The following is a 19,199-nucleotide window of genomic DNA, read 5'->3' as shown; positions in this document are numbered from 1 at the left end:
ACAGGCCCGTGTCCACGTCGTAGACGAAGCCCCTCACGACGATGTCCTCGGGGATCCACGGATGCGACCTCACCTTCTGCACTTGCTCCCGTACGTTTGCCTCCAAGTCGGTGAACGTGTAGAAGCAGGCGGGGGAGACGGGTGCCTTCCCCGTCTGCTGCCGCAGTCTCGCTGCCAGCTCGTCGTCCCGCAGCGCGAGCATGGCGCACTTCGTGTGGTTGACGATCATAATCTCCCGGGTGCCCGCGACGTGGCAGGAGATGATCAGCGACCGCAGGACGTCTTCAGTCGCGATGCCGCCCGCGTTCCGAACGATGTGGGCGTCTCCGAGCTCCAAGCCCAACAGGCTCGAGACGTCGAGCCGGCTGTCCATGCAGGCCACCACGGCCAGCCCGAGCCGGGTCGGGCTGCCCGGCAACCCGGCGTGGCAGAATCCCTCGGCGTACGCCCGGTTCGCTGCCAGCACTCTGTCGATCGCAGTCACGCTGCCACCCTCCGCATCTGAGCAGACGTCTTCCGTCCGCCCGGTGTTCTGCCAGGCACCGCACTCCCGGCCCGCCCGGTCGGTCCGGCGAAGTGCGACAAACCTCCCTACTGCGCGCCATCCGACCCGTGGCGCTCCATCAGCCGCTGGAAGGACATCCACGCCTCGCGCGGCTCCCTGAGGCGCTCACGGCCCCGGCTGCGCCGGACCCCCTCCGGGTGGTAGTACCACAGCAGGAACTTCAGCCACGCGTTGGCGGCCCACCGCGCCCACCAACTGCGGATCGGGCGGATCTCGAAACCCAGGCGCTCCGACCCCTCCCAGTACAGGGACACCGCGTGCACCGCCACGATACGCCTGTCGGGGTTCGCCTTGAGGTAAGAAGCCAACAGGCGCAGCGCCTCGGCCATGCCCCGGCCGAACAGCAACCCCAGGCGCCGCGGATCCGAAGTCTGCCGGTGGTAGTCCGCCACCACCATGTTGTCGATGTGGATCTCGCCGATCGGGTCCCCCGGCCGGACCACCGTCCCGTCCCCCACCACGACCGGTCGGCCGCGATGCGTCCGGATCTCCAACCGCAGGAGGCTGCCCGGGGCGTAGTGGATGAGGCCGTGGCGGCGCTCCCACCAGCGCTCGTACCGTGCGAACACCGATAGGGGGAGAATCCTGCGCAGCATGCGTCGGCTATGATCGTACTACGAGCCCATGCGGAAGTGAGCCCCGCAGACGCCGAAGATCGGAGTCTCGCTTTCGGGCGGCCTGTGCACGCGCACGTCCTCCGCGAGCGCCGGGGCGGGCCGGGGCACGCGCACTCCGATGCAGGACCAAACCCGAAGATACCTCGCCGTCATCGCGGCGGCGTCGCTGTGGGGGGTCTCCGGTGTGGTCGCCAAGGCCCTGTTCAACGAGCAGATCCCCCCGCATGTCCTCATCGAGATCCGTCTGACGGGCGCCGCGGTCGTCGGGCTGGCCTACCTCCTGGCGTTCCGCCGGCATGCGCTGCGCCAGGCCTGGGCCAGCCGCGGGCCGATCTTCGTCCTGGGCTTGGTGCTCGCGTTCACCCAGTTCGCCTACTACGCCGCGATCAACCTCACCAACGTGGCGACGGCGATCTTCCTGCAGTAGCTGGCGCCGATCCTGCTGGTGCTGTGGGCGCGCTTGGTGGATCGCGAACCCCTTTGACGTTCGCGCGCACCGGCGCGGTCGCACTCGCGGTCACCGGCTCATACCTGCTGGTCGTCGGTCCCGTAGGGCTGGTGGCCACGCCGGCGGGCATCGCGTGGGGTCTAGCCTCGGCCGCTTTGTTCGCGACCTACACGCTGCTCGCGCGGCGACGGGTGGCGCGCGCCGACCAGTGGGGGACTCTGGTCTTGGCGCTGCTGTCCGGCGCAGTCGTTTGGAGCCTCGGCGTGCCGCCGCACACAGCGTGGCTGCAACCATACACACCCTCGCAGTGGTTGCTGTTCGCCCACCTGGCCGTGCTGGCGACTGTGCTGCCGTTCGAGCTGTTCTTGTATGGGCTGCGCTTCGTCTCGCCCAGCCGCGCAGGGCTGACAGCGACGTTGGAGCCGGTTGTCGCCGCGTTCGTGGCCTACGCGGTGCTGGAGGAGTGGCTGAACGTCCGGCAGGTCGCCGGCGGGGTGCTGATCGTGCTCGCCGTGGCGTGGACCCAGGTCGCAGCCGAAAGGGCCACCGCCCTACCGGCTCCGGATTGACTCGAGCCTGCCCGGCCTCCGAGGGTCGGTACTGCCGGGAGGATGTTTCAGACAGCGGCAGGTGCGCCAGCCCGCCCGCCGAACCCAGATCTTCACGGTCGGGTCTGGAGCTTGCCTTGCCGGCCACCATCACCGTCTACGACGGCACCGACACCATCGGCGGCAACAAGATCCTCCTGGAGGACGGCGACGCCTCGCTGTGGCTGGACTTCGGGGCGTCCTTCCACGCGCGCAACCTCTACTTCGAAGAGTTCCTCGCCCCGCGCTCTCGCACGGGTTTGCTCGATTTGGTCCAGATGGGGCTGCTGCCGCCGCTGCGCGGCATCTACCGCGCCGACATGGAAGACCCCGACGGCCGAGTCTGGGACCGGGCGGGCCGCTTCTCCCACTTCCGCGAGTGCCGCGCAGACGCGGTGCTGCTGTCGCACGCCCACCTGGACCACTGCGGGTACATCTCGTTCTTGGACCCGTTCGTCCCCATCGTCTGCACGGCGATGACGGCCTACCTGTGCAAGGCGATCCAGGACTGCGGCGCCCACCAGTTCGAAGGGGAGGTTTGCTATGCGATCCCCAAGCAGGCCACGGACGAGGGGACGCTGGGGGCCTTACCGGCGCGGGACTTCCCGTTCCAGCGGCGGCCGTACCTACTGACCGACGAGGTGCCCGCCGACCCGGAGCGATTTTGGAATCTACCTCCCTCCGCGCCGCGCGGACGGTACTTCCCCTCCCAGACCCTGCGCGTCGCCGACCGCATCGCCGGCCTGCGGGTGCGCTTCTTGCCCGTCGACCACTCCATCCACGGCTCGGCGGCCGTCGCGGTCGAGACCTCCTCCGGATGGGTCGTCTACACCGGTGACCTGCGCCGCCACGGCCGCGACCGTGCACTCACCGATGCCTTCGTGCGGGAAGCTCGCGCCCTCGATCCGGTCGCGCTGGTGTGCGAGGGCACCAACGTCGACCGCGGCCCGGGCCCAACTGAGGAAGAAGTGATGGAGGCGTGCCTTCGCACGGTGCAGGACGCCCATGGCGAGTTCGTCGTGGCGGACTTCGGCCCGCGCAACGTCGAGCGGCTGCTGATCTTCCTGGAGATCGCGCGCCGCACAGGCCGACGACTGGCCGTCACGGAAAAAGACGCCTACATGCTCGCCGCGATGCACGTCGTCGATCCCGCGATCCCCACACCGGTCACCGAACCTGCGCTCACCATTTACCGCCGCGCCCTGCTGAAGCCGCAGACCTGGGTGAAGTTCGTGCGCCACCGCTATCCCGACCACGTCACCGCAGCGCACGTCAACGCTCACCCGGGAGACTACCTCCTGTGTATGTCGTTCTTCGACATCACGGAACTGATCGACATCGACCCCGTGGGAGGGATCTGGATCTACTCGGCCAGCGAACCCCACGACGAGGAGCAGCAGTTCGAGATGCAGCGGCTGCGCAACTGGCTTGTGCGCTTCGGTCTGACGCCGGTCGGCCTGACCGACTTACCGTCGCCCTACCACGCCTCGGGCCACATCAGCGGACCGGAACTGCGCGACCTCATCGAGGAGATCGGGCCGCGTCGTGTCATCCCGGTGCACACCGCGCGACCGGCGGACTTCCTCAACCTCTTCCGGGGCACTGACGTCGTGCTGCCCCAAACCGGCGTCCCGATCCCGCTCGGCGCCTAGTCGGCTCGGCCCCCGACCGCGGCCGGGAGTCCCGACCGCAGCCCTCAGAAGCACCCGACACGACACCGCTGACACCGTGAAGAGCAGTTGCGTGCCCTTCCCTCGACTCACTCGCTTCACTCGCTCTCGAAGCCGCTGGTGGAGAACCTCAGCGTGCGGCTGTTCTCGGTGACCGTGCGCACGACGTGTTCGGGCACACCTGCGGGCACGGTCGCCTCGATTTCCAGGGTTACCCGAAGCTGGGCTCCCGGCAGGCCGGCGAGATGCGCAACTACCTCTTGGGCGATCTTGCCAGCGTCAGCGCCGGCGCGGAGGGGGTCGAGACTCACGCTTCCGTGGAATCGACGCGGAAGCGCAGTGACAGGTGGTGGCGCGGCGGTTGTCGTAGGCTGAACGCCGGTCGGGCCGGCGGGGGCGGGCGCGGTCTAGGCGTCCTGACCCTCACGCCGCTGCTCGGCATCGAGCCGCCCGCGTGCGACCTCGGGCTTCACCAGCAGCCCTGGAGGGTCGGCATCCGGCAGCGACACCTGCTCTCCGCCCGCATCCCCCGGTAGCGACCTGGCCCCCCGTCGTCACGGTCCCCTTCAAAGAAGCCGCAGGAGCTCTTCCACACTGAGCCCCGCGTGCCGTAAGATCGCCCGCAAGGTACCGCGGTCGAGTTCGTCGTGATCCGGCACCACTACCTGCGCGAACGGATCGTCCCTCCGCATGACGATATGACTGCCTGTATGCCGCCTGCGGTAGAAGCCGGCTCGCTCCAGGGCCCGGACGCAGTCACGCCCGGAAACACGCGGGAGCTTGCTCACACCACTACCACGACGGCTTCGAACCGCTCCGGTGGGACGGGCAGCCCGTCATCCTCGAGCGCCCCAACGTAGGCCTGGATCGCTTCTCGAACGTTGGCAATTGCCTCTTCCCTTGTCCTCCCCTGGCTCACACAACCCGGAAGGCTCGGACACTCTGCCACCCAGTAGCCGTCCTCGCCGGGATACAAGACGACCTGTCTCATGGCTACGCTCCTTTCCTCCTTCGAGCCACCCTGAACATCCCACGCAACGACCTTCCCTCATCAGTCCATCAGGTCTCCCGCCCCCAAACAACGGGCCGGTAACGACCACGCGCTCCCGGGCCAGCCGGGCGAGTTCCGGCCAGCCGAGGACCAGGGCGTTGTAGGCCTGGGCCTCCCGGGACCAGCGGCGCCTCTCGCAGACGCTGTACAGCCGGTACGCGAGCTCGCGGGCCACGTCCCCGCGGGAGCCCAGCTTCCGCAAGAGGCCTGCCGTAGCCTGGCCCCCGGCTTTTTGTGCCAGTACACGCGCAGCAAGTGGTGGGTGGCCTCCCAGACCGTAAACCGGCGGTCCTGCTCGGGGTCCCAGAGCTGGCCGAGCCTGTATCGCTTCGTGTACCTGACCTCCTCACCGAAGAACGTGGCGGACATCTTATGGGCCTCGTCCACCACGACCATGTCCCACCGGCACTCGGGGGCTGCGAGCTTCGCCTGCACGGCCTCGTCGCGGGCGGACTTGTCCAAGCCGCGCGATCACGAGGTGGTTTTCCAGGAACCAGTTGCCGGTCCGCGCCGTTTCCAGCTTGTCGTTGGTGGTGATCTCAAAGGGGAGCTGGAAACGCTGCTGGAGCTCGTCCTGCCACTGCTCCACCAGGCTCCCGGGGCACACCACCAGGCAGCGGCGGACGTCCCCACGCACCAGGACCTCTTTGATGAGCAGCCCGGCCATGATCGTCTTTCCCGCGCCGGCGTCGTCCGCCAGGAGGAACCTCAGGGGCTGACGTGGGAGCATGGCCTCGTACACCGCGGTGATCTGGTGTGGGAGCGGCTCCAGCAGCGAAGTGAGGGCAGCCGTCTCAGACGGCGCCTTCGCCTCGCAGGCGCGCGATGTCCTGCGCGGAGTAGCCGAGCTCTTCCAGGACCGCGGCGGTGTGCTGACCCAGGGTCGGGGGAGCCGCGCGGACGTCGCCGGGGGTGTCGGAAAACTTCAGCGGGACACCGGTCACGCTGATCTCTCCCGCCGTGGGATGAGAGATGGTCACCTTCATCTGGCGGTGCAGCGTCTGCGGGTCGGCAAACACCTCGCGGATCGTGTAGATCGGGCCGTTCGGTACGCCGGCGTCGTCCAGCGTCCGTGCCCACTGCGCGGTCGTCCGACGCATGAAGTGCGCTTCGAGCACGGGGATGAGGACGTCGCGGTTGCGCACGCGATCCGGGTTGGTGCGAAAGCGCTCGTCATCGGCGAGTTCGGGAGCGACGACCTCGCAGAACCGCCGCCAGATCGCCTCGCTGCCGACCGCCACGTTCAGGTAGCCGTCGGCCGTGCGGAACGCCTGGTAGGGTGCCAGGTTGGGATGCGCGGATCCCAGGCGCTTGGGGTCCTGGCCGGTCGCGAAGTAGTTGGCGGCCGCGTAGGTGAGCCACGCGATCTGGCCGTCCAGCATGGCGACGTCCAGCCACTGGCCGCGGCCGGTACGCTCGCGCACGCGCAAAGCGGCGAGGATGCCGTAGGCGGCGAACATGCCCGCGCAGATGTCGGCGACCGCCACGCCCACTTTCACCGGCGGCCCATCCTCCTCGCCGGTGATCCCCATCAACCCGCCCATGCCCTGCAGGATCAGGTCGTAGGCCGGCCGCTCGCGGTAGGGACCGTCCTGGCCGAAGCCGGAGATCGAACAGTACACCAGGCGCGGGTAGCGTTCGCGCAGCTGCGCGTAGGCCAACCCGAAGCGTTCCATCACGCCCGGGCGGAAGTTCTCGACGAGGACATCAGCGCGCTCGAGCAGGCGGTGGAGGACTTCGATCGCGCGCGGGTGCTTCAGGTTGAGCGTCACCGACTCCTTGTTGCGGTTCACGCTCATGAAGTAGGCGCTCTCCCCCTCGAGGAACGGCGGGCCCCATCCGCGTGTGTCGTCCCCACCGTCCGGGGTCTCGATCTTGACAACGCGGGCACCGAGGTCCGCCAGCATCATGGTGCAGTACGGGCCCGCGAGCGCGCGCGTGAGGTCGACTACGAACAGGTCGTCGAGCGGTCGCACCGGACGTAGAATCCTCCTTTCGGTGACGACGGCCCCCCTACTTTCTCACGAACGCCACGAACCGGCAGAAGGCGGCCTCGCCTCCCTTGAAACGGAACGGGAACGCGCCGACCCACACCCGCTTGTTGAGGACCAGGTCGATGTGCCCACCGATGTTCTCCAGGTGGAACACGCCTTTGGGGAACAGCATCGTGTGCGTCGCCTGGTAGTCGCGCGGCCAGGGGAAGGCCTCGTCCATGCTCATGCCGATCTTCTGCTCGACCACCGGGATCAGGTCGCGCCGGGCGTCGCGCACCTTGGTGTTGAACGGATGGTCGGTGGAGATCGCGTCGACCGCCATCCACCGAATCTTGCGGTCCAGCACCCACTCGCAGAACTCCGCGCGCGGGCCCGGGTGACGCAAAAACGAACGCGGCAGATCCGGGCCGGCGTCCGGGTGATACTCCCTCGTGTGCGGCGACCAGTCCTCGTTGTAGTAGGCGTGGTAGCCGGTGTGGATCACGAGGATGTCGTCGGGTTCGATCCTGATGTTGTGCTTGCGCTCCCACTCTTCGAAGTGGCGGGGTCCGTAGATGTCGTAGTCGCCGATTCCGAACTGCTGCAAATCCACGACGCACGCCGGACCCACGAGCCGCTCGATCGGGATCCCGGAGACGTCGGGCCCGGGGTCGTAGAAATGCAGCGGCGAGTCGAGGTGGGTGGCGATGTGGTTGGTCGTGGAGATGTGCTGGGCGTTCACGCCTTCGAAGGCGATCTTCTTGACCCACTTGATGGTCGGCCCGTCGTAATAGGCGAACGGTGGCGAGTCGACGCTGAAGTTCTGGGACAGGTCCAGGACCCGGCAGTCGCGCAGGTCGTAGAGGTCGAAGGCCATCGAGCACCTCCTGCGGGGAGTGTTTCATAGAGTACGTCGGCGCGGGCTGGATGTCCTGCGATGACGGCCCTCACCCTATGTCCCACGGAGCAAGGGACGATCGCGGGAGGGTCCGAAACTCGGGAGATCGGCACTCGGGCCGAGAGGATTTCCAGCCGGCGGGGGCGAATCCCCGTGCATCCACGGGACATCCGGGGGGGGCTTGGACCTCATCGTGCGCCGCGCCCGGCTGCGGGGCGACGGTGATCTTGTGGACATTGGCGTCCGCGGCGAGCGCATCGCCGAGATCGCGCCGCGGATCGGCGACCGGGCAGTCGTCGAGATCGATGCCGGCGGCCGGCTCGTCACTCCCTCCCTCGTCGAGACACACATCCACCTGGACGCCGTCCTCACCGTCGGGCAACCGCGTTACAACCGGACCGGGTCGCTGTTCGAGGGCATCGAGATCTGGAGCGAGCGCGTTCGGACGCTGACCCACGCCGACGTCAAGGAGCGCGCGCACCGCGCGATCCGCTGGATGCTCGCCCACGGCGTCACGCACGTCCGCACACACGTCGACGTCTGTGACCCGGACCTCACCGCGCTGCGGGCACTGCTCGAAGTCCGCCGGGAGGTGGCCCCCACCATCCGGCTCCAGGTCGTCGCCTTCCCGCAGCAGGGCATTTACTCGTTCCCTGAAGGGGAGCACCTGATGCGGGAGGCGGTGCGACTGGGTGCCGACGTCGTCGGCGGCATCCCGCACTACGAGTGGACGCGCGAGTACGGCGAACGCGACGTAAAGTTCGCGCTGGCGCTGGCTGCCGAGCAGGGCCTGCTGGCGGACCTGCACTGCGACGAGACCGACGACGAACAGTCCCGGTTCCTGGAGGTGCTGTGCGCGGAGACGGTCCGCCTGGGGTTGCAGGGCCGTGTCACCGCCAGCCACACGACCGCGATGCACTCGTACAACAACGCCTACGCCTACCGCCTGATCCGGTGGATCCGCCACGCCGGCGTGCACTTCGTCACCAACCCGCTGGACAACTCGGTGCTGCAGGGACGCTTCGACGGCTACCCCGTCCGTCGCGGGTTCACCCGCATCAAGGAACTGCTGGCCAACGGGATCAACGTCGCGATCGGTCACGACTCGATCATGGACCCCTGGTACCCGCTGGGTGTCGGCGACCCCCTGCAGGCGGCCTTCGTGCTGGTGCACTACGGCCACATGTCCGGCTACGAAGAGATTGCCGAGACACTGGCGATGGTCACGACGCGCGCCGGTGACTGCTTCGGCCTGGGAGGAGACCACCGCATCCGGCCCGGCGCCCGCGCCGATTTCGTGGTGTTTGACGCCGAGACGGAGTTCGACGTCGTTCGGACGATGGCGGCGCGCCGCTACGTGGTGGCCAACGGTCGGGTCGTGGCGAGGACGGAACCAGCCCGGTCCGTGGTCGCGCTCGACGGCACCGAGGAGGAAGTTCGCTTCACCGGTTGATCGGCCCTCCGATCCTCGCGCGCGGACGAAGCTTGGAGGAGAGGGCAGGCACGGGCAGTTCTACCTTGACCAAGGGGGGGTGGTGGCATGGCGCAAGAGGCAGTGGCTCTGCAACCCGCGGCGCGGGATCCCGACTACCCGCTCGAGCACGTTCCCGTGGAGGCGCGCAAGGGGCTGGTATCGGTGACCGCGGTGCTGGTCGGCTTCACGTTCTTCTCCGGCACGATGTTCGCCGGAGCGCAGCTCGGCGCGGCGTACCCGTTCGGGCAGCTGCTGTTGGTCTTGTTGATCGGGAATCTTCTGCTCGGGCTGTACGTCGCGACGCTGGCCGGGATCGCCGCGCGGTCCGGCCTGACCACCGTCCTGCTCAGCCGTTACACCCTGGGACGGTACGGCGCCAAGTGGGCCGATCTGCTGCTTGGCGGAACGCAGGTCGGCTGGTTCGGGGTCACGGTCGCGTTCATGGCGGTTCCCTTCGTGCGCGCGCTGAACCTGCCTGAGAGCTGGACAGCGCCGATGATGATCCTGTGGGGCACGCTGCACGCGGCGACCGCGTACTTCGGGTACCGCGGGATGGAAAAGCTCAGCTACATCGGCGTACCGCTGATGACCATCCTGGGGTTCTGGTCGATGGCGATCGCGCTGCGCGACGGCGGCGGCCTGGCGTCGATCGCGGCCAAGACACCGACCGAAACGATGACGCTCGCCGCGGCGATGACGGTGATCGTCGGCAGTTTCGCCAGCGGCGGCACGCAGGCCCCCAACTGGGGCCGGTTCGCCCGTACGCCGACCATCGCCTTCACCGCGGCTCTCACCGCCTTCATGGTCGCCAACGGCTTGATGTTCCTGTTCGGGGCGATCGGTGGGGCCGTCTACCAGAAGCCAGACCTCGCGGATGTTCTCGCCGCGCAGGGCCTGCTGCTGTGGGGCGTTCTGTTCCTGGCGCTGAACCTGTGGACGACGAACGACAACGCGGCCTACGCCTTCGGCGTCGCCGGCGCCGAGGCGTTCAACGTCAACAACAAACGGCCGTTCATCCTGATCGGCGCGGTCATCGGCACGATCTTCGCGCTCACCGGCGCGTACAACCTGCTCATCCCGTGGATGATCGCCATGGGCACGTTCATCCCGCCGCTGGGCGGCGTCATCATCGCCGACTACCTGTTCGTGTGGAAGCGCAGGCTGCCGCGCATGGAGTACGTCACCTTCGTGCCGGTCCGCTGGACCGCGGTCATCGCCTACGTACTGGGAGGACTGGCGGCGAAGTACCTGCCGGGTATTCCGCCCGTGAACGGCGTCGTCGTCGCGATGGTGGCACACCTGGTGCTTCAGGGTCTGTTCGCCGCGCGGCTGGGCAGCGAACACGAAGTCGACCCGCGGGCGGAGTACGTTTAGGGCGGTGGTGGGTGCGGTCTCCGCGAGCCGAGTGGTCCGGCCGGTTCGCATCGGAGTCGTAGGCGAGCGGGAAGCCGCACCCGACCTGCAGGAGGCGGCGCACGCGGTCGGGCGAGAGGTCGCTCGGCGCGGGGGCGTAGTCGTCTGCGGCGGGATGGGCGGCGTGATGGAAGCCGTCTCTCGGGGCGCTGCCGAGGCGGGCGGCATCGTCGTGGGCATCCTGCCCACGCCCACCGCCGAAGGCGCGAACCCTCACGTGACGATCCCGGTCCCCACCGGCATGGGCGAAGGGCGCAACGTCATCGTCGCGCGGGCTTCCGAGGCATTGATCGCGGTCGGCGGCTGGTACGGCACGCTGTCGGAGATCGCCTACGCGCTGCGAATGGGTACACCCGTCATCGGGCTTCGCACCTGGAGGATCGAGCGGGAGGGGCTGGACCAGGACCCAATCGTCCGCGCGCAGACACCCCAAGAAGCCGTCGAGCGCGCGTGGTCGGCTGCGCTGCGGCGGCGTGCGGGGTTGCTTTGAGCGGCCCCGCACGCCAGGCGGGTTCGCCTGCTAGAATGGTTTGGCCATGCCGTTTGTCGTCGGGGATCTGCAGGATTTGATCCGGCTGCTTGAGCAGCACCCGGAGTGGAAGGGTGCCCTGCGCGCGTCTCTGCTGGGAGAGGAGGTGCTGCAGCTCCCGTTTGTGGTGCGCGAGCTGGCCGAAGCTCAGAAACGCACCGAGCAGCGTGTCGAAGAACTCGCACAGGCCCAGAAACGTACAGAACAACGCGTCGAAGAACTCACCGAGGCCCAGAAGCGTACCGAGCAGCGTGTCGAAGAACTCGTACAGGCCCAGAAACGTACAGAGCAAGCACTGGCCCGGCTGACCTCGGAGGTCGCCGATCTCAAGGTGGAAGTCGCAGGGCTCAAGAAAGACGTCGGAGCACTGAAGGTCGACGTCGCCGGACTCAAGGTCGATGTCGGAGACCTCAAGGGCGACAGCCTAGAGAGGCGGTACCGGGAGAGAGCAGCATCCTACTTCCAGCGACTTCTGCGCCGGATCCGTGTGCTGGACCACCAGCAAGCTGGCGACCTCCTGGACGATGCGGTCGAAGCGGGCCGCATCACTCCCGAAGAGCGCGCCGACGTGCTGGGCTTCGATGTCCTGGTCACCGGACTTCGGGACAGCGGGCAGGTCTACCTCGTCGCCGAGGTGTCCGCGGTCGTCGACGTCCGCGACGTGGAGCGAGCGGCACAGAGGTCGGAGATCCTCGGACGGGCCCTACAGGCCAAGGTGCTGGCGGCGGTGGCAGGGACACGCCTCAGCCCCGACGCCGAGGAGCAGGCACGAGCGTCTGGTGTCGTGGTGGTCGTGGACGGGGCGGTGCAGACCGCATCCTAGGGGTCCCCTACCTCAATCCCATGCCCGCACAGGGAGCGGGCGCGCCTGGCCGTCGGCCACTGCACGTGCGGTTCGGCGGCGCAGATCAGCCGGTACCGCCCTCCTGGGGCGTGGGCTCGGCTCCGACAGCGGGTGCCGACCTGCGCAGGTGGCGCGCCAGGACGTTGCGCACTTCCCGGGTCCGCTCGTCCAGCACCAGCCTCCAGTACGAACCCACCTTCCCGATGTGGCGGTAGCGGCGGTAGCGGTCGCGCATCCGCCGGTGCCGGGGCAGCGCACGGAGTTCGCGCAGGGCGTCCACAAGGTGATCCCGCAGGAGGCGCACCGCTACCGCCGGCTGGACGTGGGCACCACCGGGCGGCTCGGGGACGACCCGGTCGACCACGCCGAGCGAGAACAGATCCTGTGCCGTGAGCCGGAGTGCATCGGCCACCTGCGGTGCGCGCGCGGGGTCGCGGTACAGGATCGCCGCCGCGCCTTCGGGCGAGATCACCGAGTAGATCGCGTGCTCCAGCATCAGGACGCGGTCAGCCGTGGCCAGCGCCAGCGCGCCGCCGCTGCCACCTTCTCCGATCACGGCGCCAATCGTCGGTACCCGGATCGAGCTCATCGCGGCTAGGCATTCCGCCAGTGCTCCCGCGATGCCTCGCCGCTCGGACTCCGGGCCGGGGTGCGCTCCCGGCGTGTCGATCAGTGTCACCAGGGGCAGGTCGAACTTCTCCGCCAGGCGCATCAGGCGGCGAGCCTTACGGTATCCCTCTGGATAGGCCATACCACGGCGTCTCGCTGCTTGCTCCTCGGATGTCCGCCCGCGCTCCTGGGCCACCACCACGATGCTCTGCCCGTCGAGTTGGGCCAACCCGCCTACAATCGCGGGATCGTCGCCGAGTGCGCGGTCCCCGTGCAGTTCCAGGAACTCGTCGAACAGGCCCCCCAGATAGTCGACGGCGGTCGGACGGCCGTGCCGACGCGCGATTTGCACCGTCTCCCAGGCGGACATCGCCTCCGCGTACGCCCCCGTTGGTAGCGCTGCGCGCGGGGTACGGGTGGGCGCACCGCGGCGCAGGTGGTGCAGCAGCGAAGACAACACGTGCCGCTGGTCCGGCCGCGCGAGGATCATATCCACCATGCCGTTCGCCAGCAACGTCTCTGCGCGGTACATCTCCTCCGGCGCCCGCTCACCGAGGATCATCTCGACGACACGCGGTCCGACGAAGCCGACCAGCGCCCCGGGTTCGGCGACGATCACGTCGCCCAGCGCCCCGAACGACGCGGCCACGCCGCCGAACGTCGGGTTGGCAAGCAGGACGATGTAGGGCAGGCCGGCCCGGTCGTGATCGGCGACCGCCGTTGTGGTTTTGGCCATCTGCAGCAGCGAGAGGATGCCCTCCTGCATCCGCGCCCCGCCGGAAGTGGTCACCGCGATCACCGGAAGCCGCCTGCGGGTCGCACGCTCGAACGCGCGCGCCACCTTCTCGCCCACCGCCGACCCCATGCTGCCCCCGAGGAAGGCGAAGTCCAAGACCACGAGCACGAACCGCTGGCCGTCCAGCGTCCCTTCGCCGGTGACGACGGCCTCACGCAGGCCCGTCCGCTCTCTTGCCTCCGCCAACCGCTGACGGTAAGGACGGCTGTCGGCGAAGTGCAACGGGTCGACCGACACCAGGCCGCGGTCGAACTCTCGGAACGAGCGCAGGTCGCACATCTGTTCGATACGCTCACGGGCAGGCATCGGCAGGTAGGTGCCGCATCGCGGGCAAACGTACAACCTGGCCCTCAACGCGTCCGCGTCCAGCTCCGTTCCACAGCGATGGCAGGTCGTGCGCTCGTCGGCCACCATTCCCCTCACGATCGTGCCAGGATCACCGCAAAGTAAAGGATCACCATCGCGATCAACGCACTCAGCCGGCCGATCCATCCCGACGTGCGACGCAGACGGTCGGCCCGGGCCAGCAGATCGGCGCGCTGGTCAGCCCGCGCCCCGTAAGCTTCCCGGACCAGGCGCAACGCGCGCGGGCCGAAATAGAAGTCGTGGAACAGGTTCAGCAACACCAACAGCCAGAACAAGAGCAGTTTCCAGGCCAGCGCCTGTCCGAACCGCCCGGGGATCGCGTCCGGCTGGAAGATCGCCGTGACCGGAAGGCCGCGCAGGTGCAGCTGGTACAGGCCGGTGACGAACAGCACGAGGATTGCCAGCCACGTCACAGCGCGAAGACGTCTGCCCACCCCTTCCACGAGCGCGGCGCGTTCCGTGTCCTGGAGCCGGCGGGCGTACGGCAGCACCGCCAGGGCGAGCACCACCCCGCCGCCTACCAGCACCGCGGCCGCGACCACGTGCAACCAGATCGTCACGAAGCGCTCCATTCCAACCTCCCTTCGGTAAAGGTGACTGCGCGGAGCCGCACTCCCCCGGCCGCACCGCCCTCACCATGTGGTGACAGGGTTGGGGGTCAGGGCCGACAGTTCGACGGTTATTGGATTCTCCACGGTCCGCGCACGGCCTGCCCCAAAGCCGTTGCGGCAGCCCGGACGTGACCCTATACTGGCGCTGCAGCCAACACAGTACATGGGAGGAACGGCCGATGCAGCGACATCCGGCTTGGGGATTGGCATTGCTCCTCGCCGCAACCCTGCTCACCGCGCAGTGCACCCCGCGCGCCGCTCAGACGCCCACCGTGGAACTCAAAGTCGCGGCAATCTTCCCTGGCGTCGTCACGGACGCCGACTACAACGCCCTCGGATACGTTGCCCTCCAGGAGGTCGCGAAGGAACAGGGCGTGCAGATCGCTCACTCCGAGAGGGTCGCTGTCCCCGACGTCGAGCGCGTGATGCGCGAGTACGTCGACCAGGGGTTCAACGTCATCTGGACGCACGGCGGGCAGTTCATCAGCCAGACCCAGAAGCTCGCCGAGGAGTTCCCCAACGTCTACTTCATAGGGGAGACCGATGCACCCGTCGAGGGCGCACCGCCCAACCTGTGGATCATCGACCGAAACTTCCAGGTAGGCTTCTACGCCATCGGCGCGCTGGCCGCCCGCCTGACGCAGACCGGACGCGTGGGCTACATCGGCGGGCTGGCGCTGCCGTTCTCCTACGCCGAGGTTCACGCGATGCGGCAGGCCATCCGCGATGCCGGTCTCAACGTCGACCTGCGCACGGTGTGGGCCGGGGACTTCAACGACCCCACGAAGGCGCGCCAGGTCGCCGACGCGCTGATCGCCGACGGCGTCGACGTGCTCGTCGGGTCGCTGAACCTCGGTATGCTCGGTGTGTTCGAAGCGGCGAAGGCCGCGCCGCGTCGGGTCTGGGTGACGGCGAAGTACACCGACAAGTCGGAGTTCGCGCCCGACCAGTACGTGACATCGGTGCTCTACGATTTCGCGGGGCCCCTGCGGGCGATCCTCGACAGGATCCGCGCCGGCGAGACCGGAGGCTACTACCCGCTCGGGTTCGACACCGGCGTCGCGCTGCAGTTCCCGTTGCGCAACGCGCCACCGGAACTGGAGGAACAGATGCGTCGGATTTCGGGAGAGCTCGAAGCGGGTCGCATCCAGGTGACGAAGGACAGCACACCGATCCGATGAGCGAACGCGGCTTTGCTGCGCAGGCCGCGGCGCTGGTCGCGATGCGGGACGTGCACAAGGCCTTCGGCCCGGTGGTCGCCCTCGACGGTGCGCACTTTGCGCTTCCGCCCGGCGAGATCCACGGTCTCCTGGGCGGCAACGGCGCCGGCAAGACCACCCTGATGAACATCCTCTACGGGCTGTACCGGGCGGACGCCGGCACGATCGAAGTCGACGGACGCCCGGTCGAGATCCGTGCCCCGCGAGACGCGCTGCGCTACGGCATCGGCATGGTGCACCAGCACTTCCTGCAGGTGGAAACCTACACCGTGGTCGAGAACATCACGCTGGGCACGCCTGTCGACAACCCCCTGCGGACCGACCCGGCGCGGGATGCCGCCCGCGTCCGGGACCTGGCCGGGCGCTACGGTCTGACAGTGGATCTGCTGGCCCGCGTCGCCGATCTCCCCGTGGGCGCGCGGCAGCGCGTGGAGATCCTCAAGGCCCTGTACCGGGGATCACGAGTGCTGATCCTCGACGAACCGACGACGAACCTCACGCCGCAGGAAGTGGATGCGTTGTTCGGGTCCTTGCGGGCGATCGTCGACGAGGGAATGAGCGTCGTCTTCATTACCCACAAGATCCGCGAGGTTCGCGCGGTCTGCGACCGCATCTCGGTGATGCGGCACGGCCGCACCGTCCTGGCGGGCGCGCCCGCCGGAACGGACGACCAGACGCTGGTGCGTGCGATGGTCGGCGAGGAGCTGGACGTGCGCACGAGCCTGCTGTTCGCCGGCGAAGGACGGAACGGGCGAGGTGGCGGCAGCGCCGGCACACCGGTCCTCCGTGTCGAGGGTCTTCGTGTTCTGGACGAGACCGGCGCCGCGCGCGTCGATGACTGTGACCTCCGGGTCGGCGCGGGCGAGATCCTCGGCATCGCCGGGGTGGCCGGCAACGGCCAGCGGGAACTCGTCGAGTGTTTCATCGGTCTGCGCCCTGCGGCGGCCGGCCGGGTGTGGATCGATCACACCGACGTCACCGGCGCCGACACGCGGTCGCTGCTCGACCGAGGGGTGGCCTACATCCCCGAGGATCGGCTGCACGACGGGTTCCTCCCGGACGCGAGCGTCGCGGACAACCTGATCTTGGGCTTCCACCGGCACCCGCCGTACAGCCGCGGAGCGCTGTTTGACCCTCGGGCGGCGGCGCGCGTGGCCCGCAGACTGATCCGGGAGTACGGCATCCGCACACCCAGCCACGGCGAGCGCGCCGGCAGATTGTCTGGTGGGAACATCCAGCGGATCCTGCTCGCGCGTGCGTTCTCCCATCCCTGCCGGTTGCTGATCGCCCACAACCCGACGCGCGGTCTGGACATCGTGTCCACGGAGTTCGTCTACCGAAAGCTGCTCGACCTCCGTGCGCAGGGGGCGGGCGTCCTGCTCGCCTCCGAGGACCTCGACGAGTTGCTGCTGCTGTGCGACCGCATCGCGGTCCTCTACCGGGGCCGCGTCGTCGGAACCCTGCCGCGGGACCGGTTCGACCGCTACGAGATCGGGGCGATGATGGGCGGGGTTGCCTCCGTTGGCTGAACGTGCCGCTCTGCCCCGTGTGGTCGCGCGCCTGCTCGCGCGAGCGCTCCCCTATGCGCTCGCCGTGGCCGCCGCGTTCGCCGCCGCCGGCGTCTTCCTGGCGGCCCTCGGCTTCGACGTCGGCCGGGCCTACGCTACGATCCTGCTGACGTCCTTTCGCACGCCTTTCAGTTTCGCCCAGACGCTGGTGAAGTTCGCCCCGCTGCTGCTCCAGGCGCTCGCTTTCACGCTCCCCCTCACCGCCCGGAAGTTCAACATCGGCGGCGAGGGGCAACTCATCGTCGGGGCGATTGGCGCCGCGGCGGTCGGCATCGCCCTCGCCGACCTGCACGCCGCGTTTCTCCTGCCGGCGGCCGTTGCCGCGGGTATCCTGTTCGGTGCCCTTTGGGCCGCACTGCCGGCCTGGCTGCTGTACCGATTCGGCATCAACGAGATCCTGACGACGGTCCTGATGAACTTCGTCTCGTTCGGTCTGATCGACTACGTCGCGACCGAGATCTGGCCCGACCGCGCCGCGGGACACCCCACCACCGTCGCAGTCGGGGCCGGCGCGTGGATGCCGCTGCTGGTCGTGCGACCGCCCGTGCACGCGGGTGTCCTGCTCGCGCTTGGCGCAGCGGTGCTGGTCCACTTCTACGTGCGGCGGACCGTAGGCGGCTACGAACTGGTCGCCACGGGCGCGAATCCCCGTGCGGCCAGCGTGTACGGAATCGCCGTCCGGCGCGTCTTCCTGTCCTCGCTCGTGTTGGGAGGTGCTCTGGCCGGCCTGTCGGGCGCGATCGAAGTCAGCGGCGTACACCACAGATTGATCGAGGGCATGCAGTCGAACTTCCTGCTGCTGGGAATCATCGTCGGTCTGATCGCCAAGGGCAACAACGCGGCCGTGCCGTTCGTGGCGTTCTTCATCGCGGTGCTCGACGTGGGCGCCAGCGCCCTGCAGCGGACGATGGGCGTCCCCGTCGAGATCGGATTTATCGTCCAGGCCCTGGTCCTGATCTTCGTGCTGCTCTCGGACGTCGTGCGGAGGCGGTAGGGAACGTGGTGGACGGCGGCTTCGTGCTCTTCGCTCGACTCGTGATGCTGACGCTGGTGCCTTACGTGCTCGCCGCGCAGGGAACCATGCTGGGTGGGCGCACGGGGGTTTTCAACGTCGCGCAGGAAGGCATCATGCTCGTAGGTGCATCCGTGGGCTTTCTGGTGGCCTACGCGTGGGGGAGCATCGGGTACGGACTCGCCTTGGCCGCCCTCACCGGTGCGCTCTTCGGGCTGGTGCTGGCCTCCTTCACGACCACCCTGCGATTGAACCAGTTCGTCGTCGGCCTGGCTCTGTTCTTCATCGGCGTCGCGCTGTCGACATTGCTGTACAAACTCACCATCGGCGTCACGCTTACCCCGCCACGGATCCCCACCCTCCCGGAGATCCACCTGCCGGGGCTGGGCGACATCCCCGTCCTGGGCCCGATCCTGTTCCGGCAGAACGTGTTGGTGTACGCGGCCGTGGTGCTCTCGCTGCTGTTCTGGTATGGGCTGTACCGCACCCGCCTGGGGCAAAACCTGCGCGCGGTCGGGGAGAATCCGATGGCAGCCGACAGCCTGGGCGTAAACGTGGCGCTCATGCGCTACGCGACCACGATCCTCGGTGCGGCGTTGATGGGGCTGGCCGGAGCGTACCTGCCGATGGTCTTCACGGGGACGTTCACCGAGGGAATGGTGCGGGGACGGGGATGGCTGGCGATCGTGCTCACGTTCTTCGGAGGGTGGAGGCCGGATTGGATCCTGGCAGGATCGCTGTTCTTCGCCGCGGTGGAAGTCCTGTCGTTCCGCGTACAGGTCACGGGCGTGGGGATCGCCTACCAGTTCGTCCTCATGCTTCCCTACGTCGCCACGATCTTCGTCATGGTCTTCGCCTTCCAGCGCGTCCGCGCTCCCGCGGCGCTGGGCCAGAACTACGACCGGGAGAGCCGAACGATGGCCTAGGGCTCTACCTCCACGTCCCGGT

At 68.3% G+C, this 19,199-nt stretch carries 19 protein-coding genes and 2 pseudogenes; 11 read left to right on the top strand and 10 right to left on the bottom strand.

What is annotated here, in order from left to right:
- Positions 1-13: 13 nt before the first annotated feature.
- Positions 14-382, bottom strand: a pseudogene (locus QN163_05550) (carbonic anhydrase).
- A gap of 209 nt (positions 383-591) precedes the next feature.
- On the bottom strand, positions 592-1,161 hold the full coding sequence (locus QN163_05545; protein ID MDR5683474.1) for a hypothetical protein: 570 nt from the start codon (positions 1,159-1,161) through the stop codon (positions 592-594).
- A gap of 139 nt (positions 1,162-1,300) precedes the next feature.
- Between QN163_05545 and QN163_05540 the strand changes: the two genes are divergently transcribed.
- The 3 genes from QN163_05540 (at position 1,301) to QN163_05530 (ending at position 3,869) form a co-directional block, all read left to right on the top strand.
- Positions 1,301-1,609 carry an EamA family transporter gene (locus tag QN163_05540; protein MDR5683473.1) on the top strand — a complete coding sequence of 103 codons (309 nt, stop codon included), beginning with the start codon at positions 1,301-1,303 and terminating at the stop codon, positions 1,607-1,609.
- Positions 1,610-1,662: 53 nt separating this feature from the next.
- Positions 1,663-2,199 (top strand): DMT family transporter, encoded by a 537-nt coding sequence (locus tag QN163_05535; protein MDR5683472.1) that lies wholly within the window; start codon positions 1,663-1,665, stop codon positions 2,197-2,199.
- A gap of 116 nt (positions 2,200-2,315) precedes the next feature.
- Entirely contained in the window at positions 2,316-3,869 is a 1,554-nt protein-coding gene (locus QN163_05530) for an MBL fold metallo-hydrolase RNA specificity domain-containing protein (GenBank protein ID MDR5683471.1), read from the top strand.
- Positions 3,870-3,985: 116 nt separating this feature from the next.
- Here QN163_05530 and QN163_05525 read toward each other — a convergent pair whose 3' ends face one another.
- From QN163_05525 to QN163_05500, 6 genes and pseudogenes are all read right to left on the bottom strand, one after another.
- Positions 3,986-4,198: a hypothetical protein gene (locus QN163_05525; GenBank protein MDR5683470.1), complete on the bottom strand. Its 213-nt coding sequence runs from the start codon at positions 4,196-4,198 to the stop codon at positions 3,986-3,988.
- 255 nt (positions 4,199-4,453) lie between these two features.
- Positions 4,454-4,675: a type II toxin-antitoxin system HicA family toxin gene (locus tag QN163_05520; GenBank protein MDR5683469.1), complete on the bottom strand. Its 222-nt coding sequence runs from the start codon at positions 4,673-4,675 to the stop codon at positions 4,454-4,456.
- Positions 4,672-4,878: a type II toxin-antitoxin system HicB family antitoxin gene (locus QN163_05515; protein ID MDR5683468.1), complete on the bottom strand. Its 207-nt coding sequence runs from the start codon at positions 4,876-4,878 to the stop codon at positions 4,672-4,674. The genes QN163_05520 and QN163_05515 overlap by 4 nt, the downstream gene beginning before the upstream one ends.
- Before the next feature lie 366 nt (positions 4,879-5,244).
- A pseudogene (locus QN163_05510) lies at positions 5,245-5,719 on the bottom strand (DEAD/DEAH box helicase).
- A gap of 13 nt (positions 5,720-5,732) precedes the next feature.
- Complete coding sequence (locus QN163_05505; protein MDR5683467.1) at positions 5,733-6,914, bottom strand: CoA transferase; 1,182 nt, start codon at positions 6,912-6,914, stop codon at positions 5,733-5,735.
- A gap of 37 nt (positions 6,915-6,951) precedes the next feature.
- Positions 6,952-7,788, bottom strand: a complete 837-nt coding sequence (locus QN163_05500) for a cyclase family protein (GenBank protein MDR5683466.1) — start codon at positions 7,786-7,788, stop codon at positions 6,952-6,954.
- Positions 7,789-7,990: 202 nt separating this feature from the next.
- On the opposite strand from QN163_05500, the gene codA reads away from it, so the two are divergent.
- The 4 genes from codA to QN163_05480 all read left to right on the top strand — a co-directional run bounded on the left by codA (position 7,991) and on the right by QN163_05480 (position 12,048).
- Positions 7,991-9,262: a cytosine deaminase gene (codA, locus tag QN163_05495; GenBank protein MDR5683465.1), complete on the top strand. Its 1,272-nt coding sequence runs from the start codon at positions 7,991-7,993 to the stop codon at positions 9,260-9,262.
- A gap of 87 nt (positions 9,263-9,349) precedes the next feature.
- Positions 9,350-10,657 carry a cytosine permease gene (gene codB / locus QN163_05490; protein MDR5683464.1) on the top strand — a complete coding sequence of 436 codons (1,308 nt, stop codon included), beginning with the start codon at positions 9,350-9,352 and terminating at the stop codon, positions 10,655-10,657.
- A gap of 7 nt (positions 10,658-10,664) precedes the next feature.
- Positions 10,665-11,186 (top strand): TIGR00725 family protein, encoded by a 522-nt coding sequence (locus tag QN163_05485; protein ID MDR5683463.1) that lies wholly within the window; start codon positions 10,665-10,667, stop codon positions 11,184-11,186.
- Positions 11,187-11,232: 46 nt separating this feature from the next.
- Positions 11,233-12,048, top strand: coding sequence for a hypothetical protein (locus tag QN163_05480; protein ID MDR5683462.1), 816 nt, complete (start codon positions 11,233-11,235; stop codon positions 12,046-12,048).
- Between the two features lie 85 nt (positions 12,049-12,133).
- Here the strand turns inward: QN163_05480 and QN163_05475 are convergent, their stop codons facing one another.
- On the bottom strand, positions 12,134-13,828 hold the full coding sequence (locus tag QN163_05475) for an acetyl-CoA carboxylase carboxyltransferase subunit alpha (protein ID MDR5683461.1): 1,695 nt from the start codon (positions 13,826-13,828) through the stop codon (positions 12,134-12,136).
- Between the two features lie 65 nt (positions 13,829-13,893).
- Positions 13,894-14,412, bottom strand: a complete 519-nt coding sequence (locus QN163_05470) for a hypothetical protein (GenBank protein MDR5683460.1) — start codon at positions 14,410-14,412, stop codon at positions 13,894-13,896.
- A gap of 218 nt (positions 14,413-14,630) precedes the next feature.
- On the opposite strand from QN163_05470, the gene QN163_05465 reads away from it, so the two are divergent.
- Genes QN163_05465 through QN163_05450 form a run of 4 tightly spaced genes read left to right on the top strand, consistent with a single transcriptional unit; the run spans position 14,631 to position 19,177 of the window.
- Complete coding sequence (locus QN163_05465) at positions 14,631-15,632, top strand: BMP family protein (GenBank protein MDR5683459.1); 1,002 nt, start codon at positions 14,631-14,633, stop codon at positions 15,630-15,632.
- Positions 15,629-17,200 carry an ABC transporter ATP-binding protein gene (locus QN163_05460; GenBank protein MDR5683458.1) on the top strand — a complete coding sequence of 524 codons (1,572 nt, stop codon included), beginning with the start codon at positions 15,629-15,631 and terminating at the stop codon, positions 17,198-17,200. The genes QN163_05465 and QN163_05460 overlap by 4 nt, the downstream gene beginning before the upstream one ends.
- Positions 17,193-18,233: an ABC transporter permease gene (locus QN163_05455; GenBank protein ID MDR5683457.1), complete on the top strand. Its 1,041-nt coding sequence runs from the start codon at positions 17,193-17,195 to the stop codon at positions 18,231-18,233. The genes QN163_05460 and QN163_05455 overlap by 8 nt, the downstream gene beginning before the upstream one ends.
- Positions 18,234-18,241: 8 nt before the next feature.
- Positions 18,242-19,177, top strand: coding sequence for an ABC transporter permease (locus tag QN163_05450; GenBank protein ID MDR5683456.1), 936 nt, complete (start codon positions 18,242-18,244; stop codon positions 19,175-19,177).
- The last annotated feature ends 22 nt before the right edge of the window (positions 19,178-19,199 follow it).

It is taken from the genome of Armatimonadota bacterium (assembly GCA_031432545.1).
GTDB classification, from domain to species: Bacteria; Sysuimicrobiota; Sysuimicrobiia; order Sysuimicrobiales; family Sysuimicrobiaceae; genus Caldifonticola; species Caldifonticola tengchongensis.
This window is presented reverse-complemented; position numbering and strand designations above follow the sequence as displayed.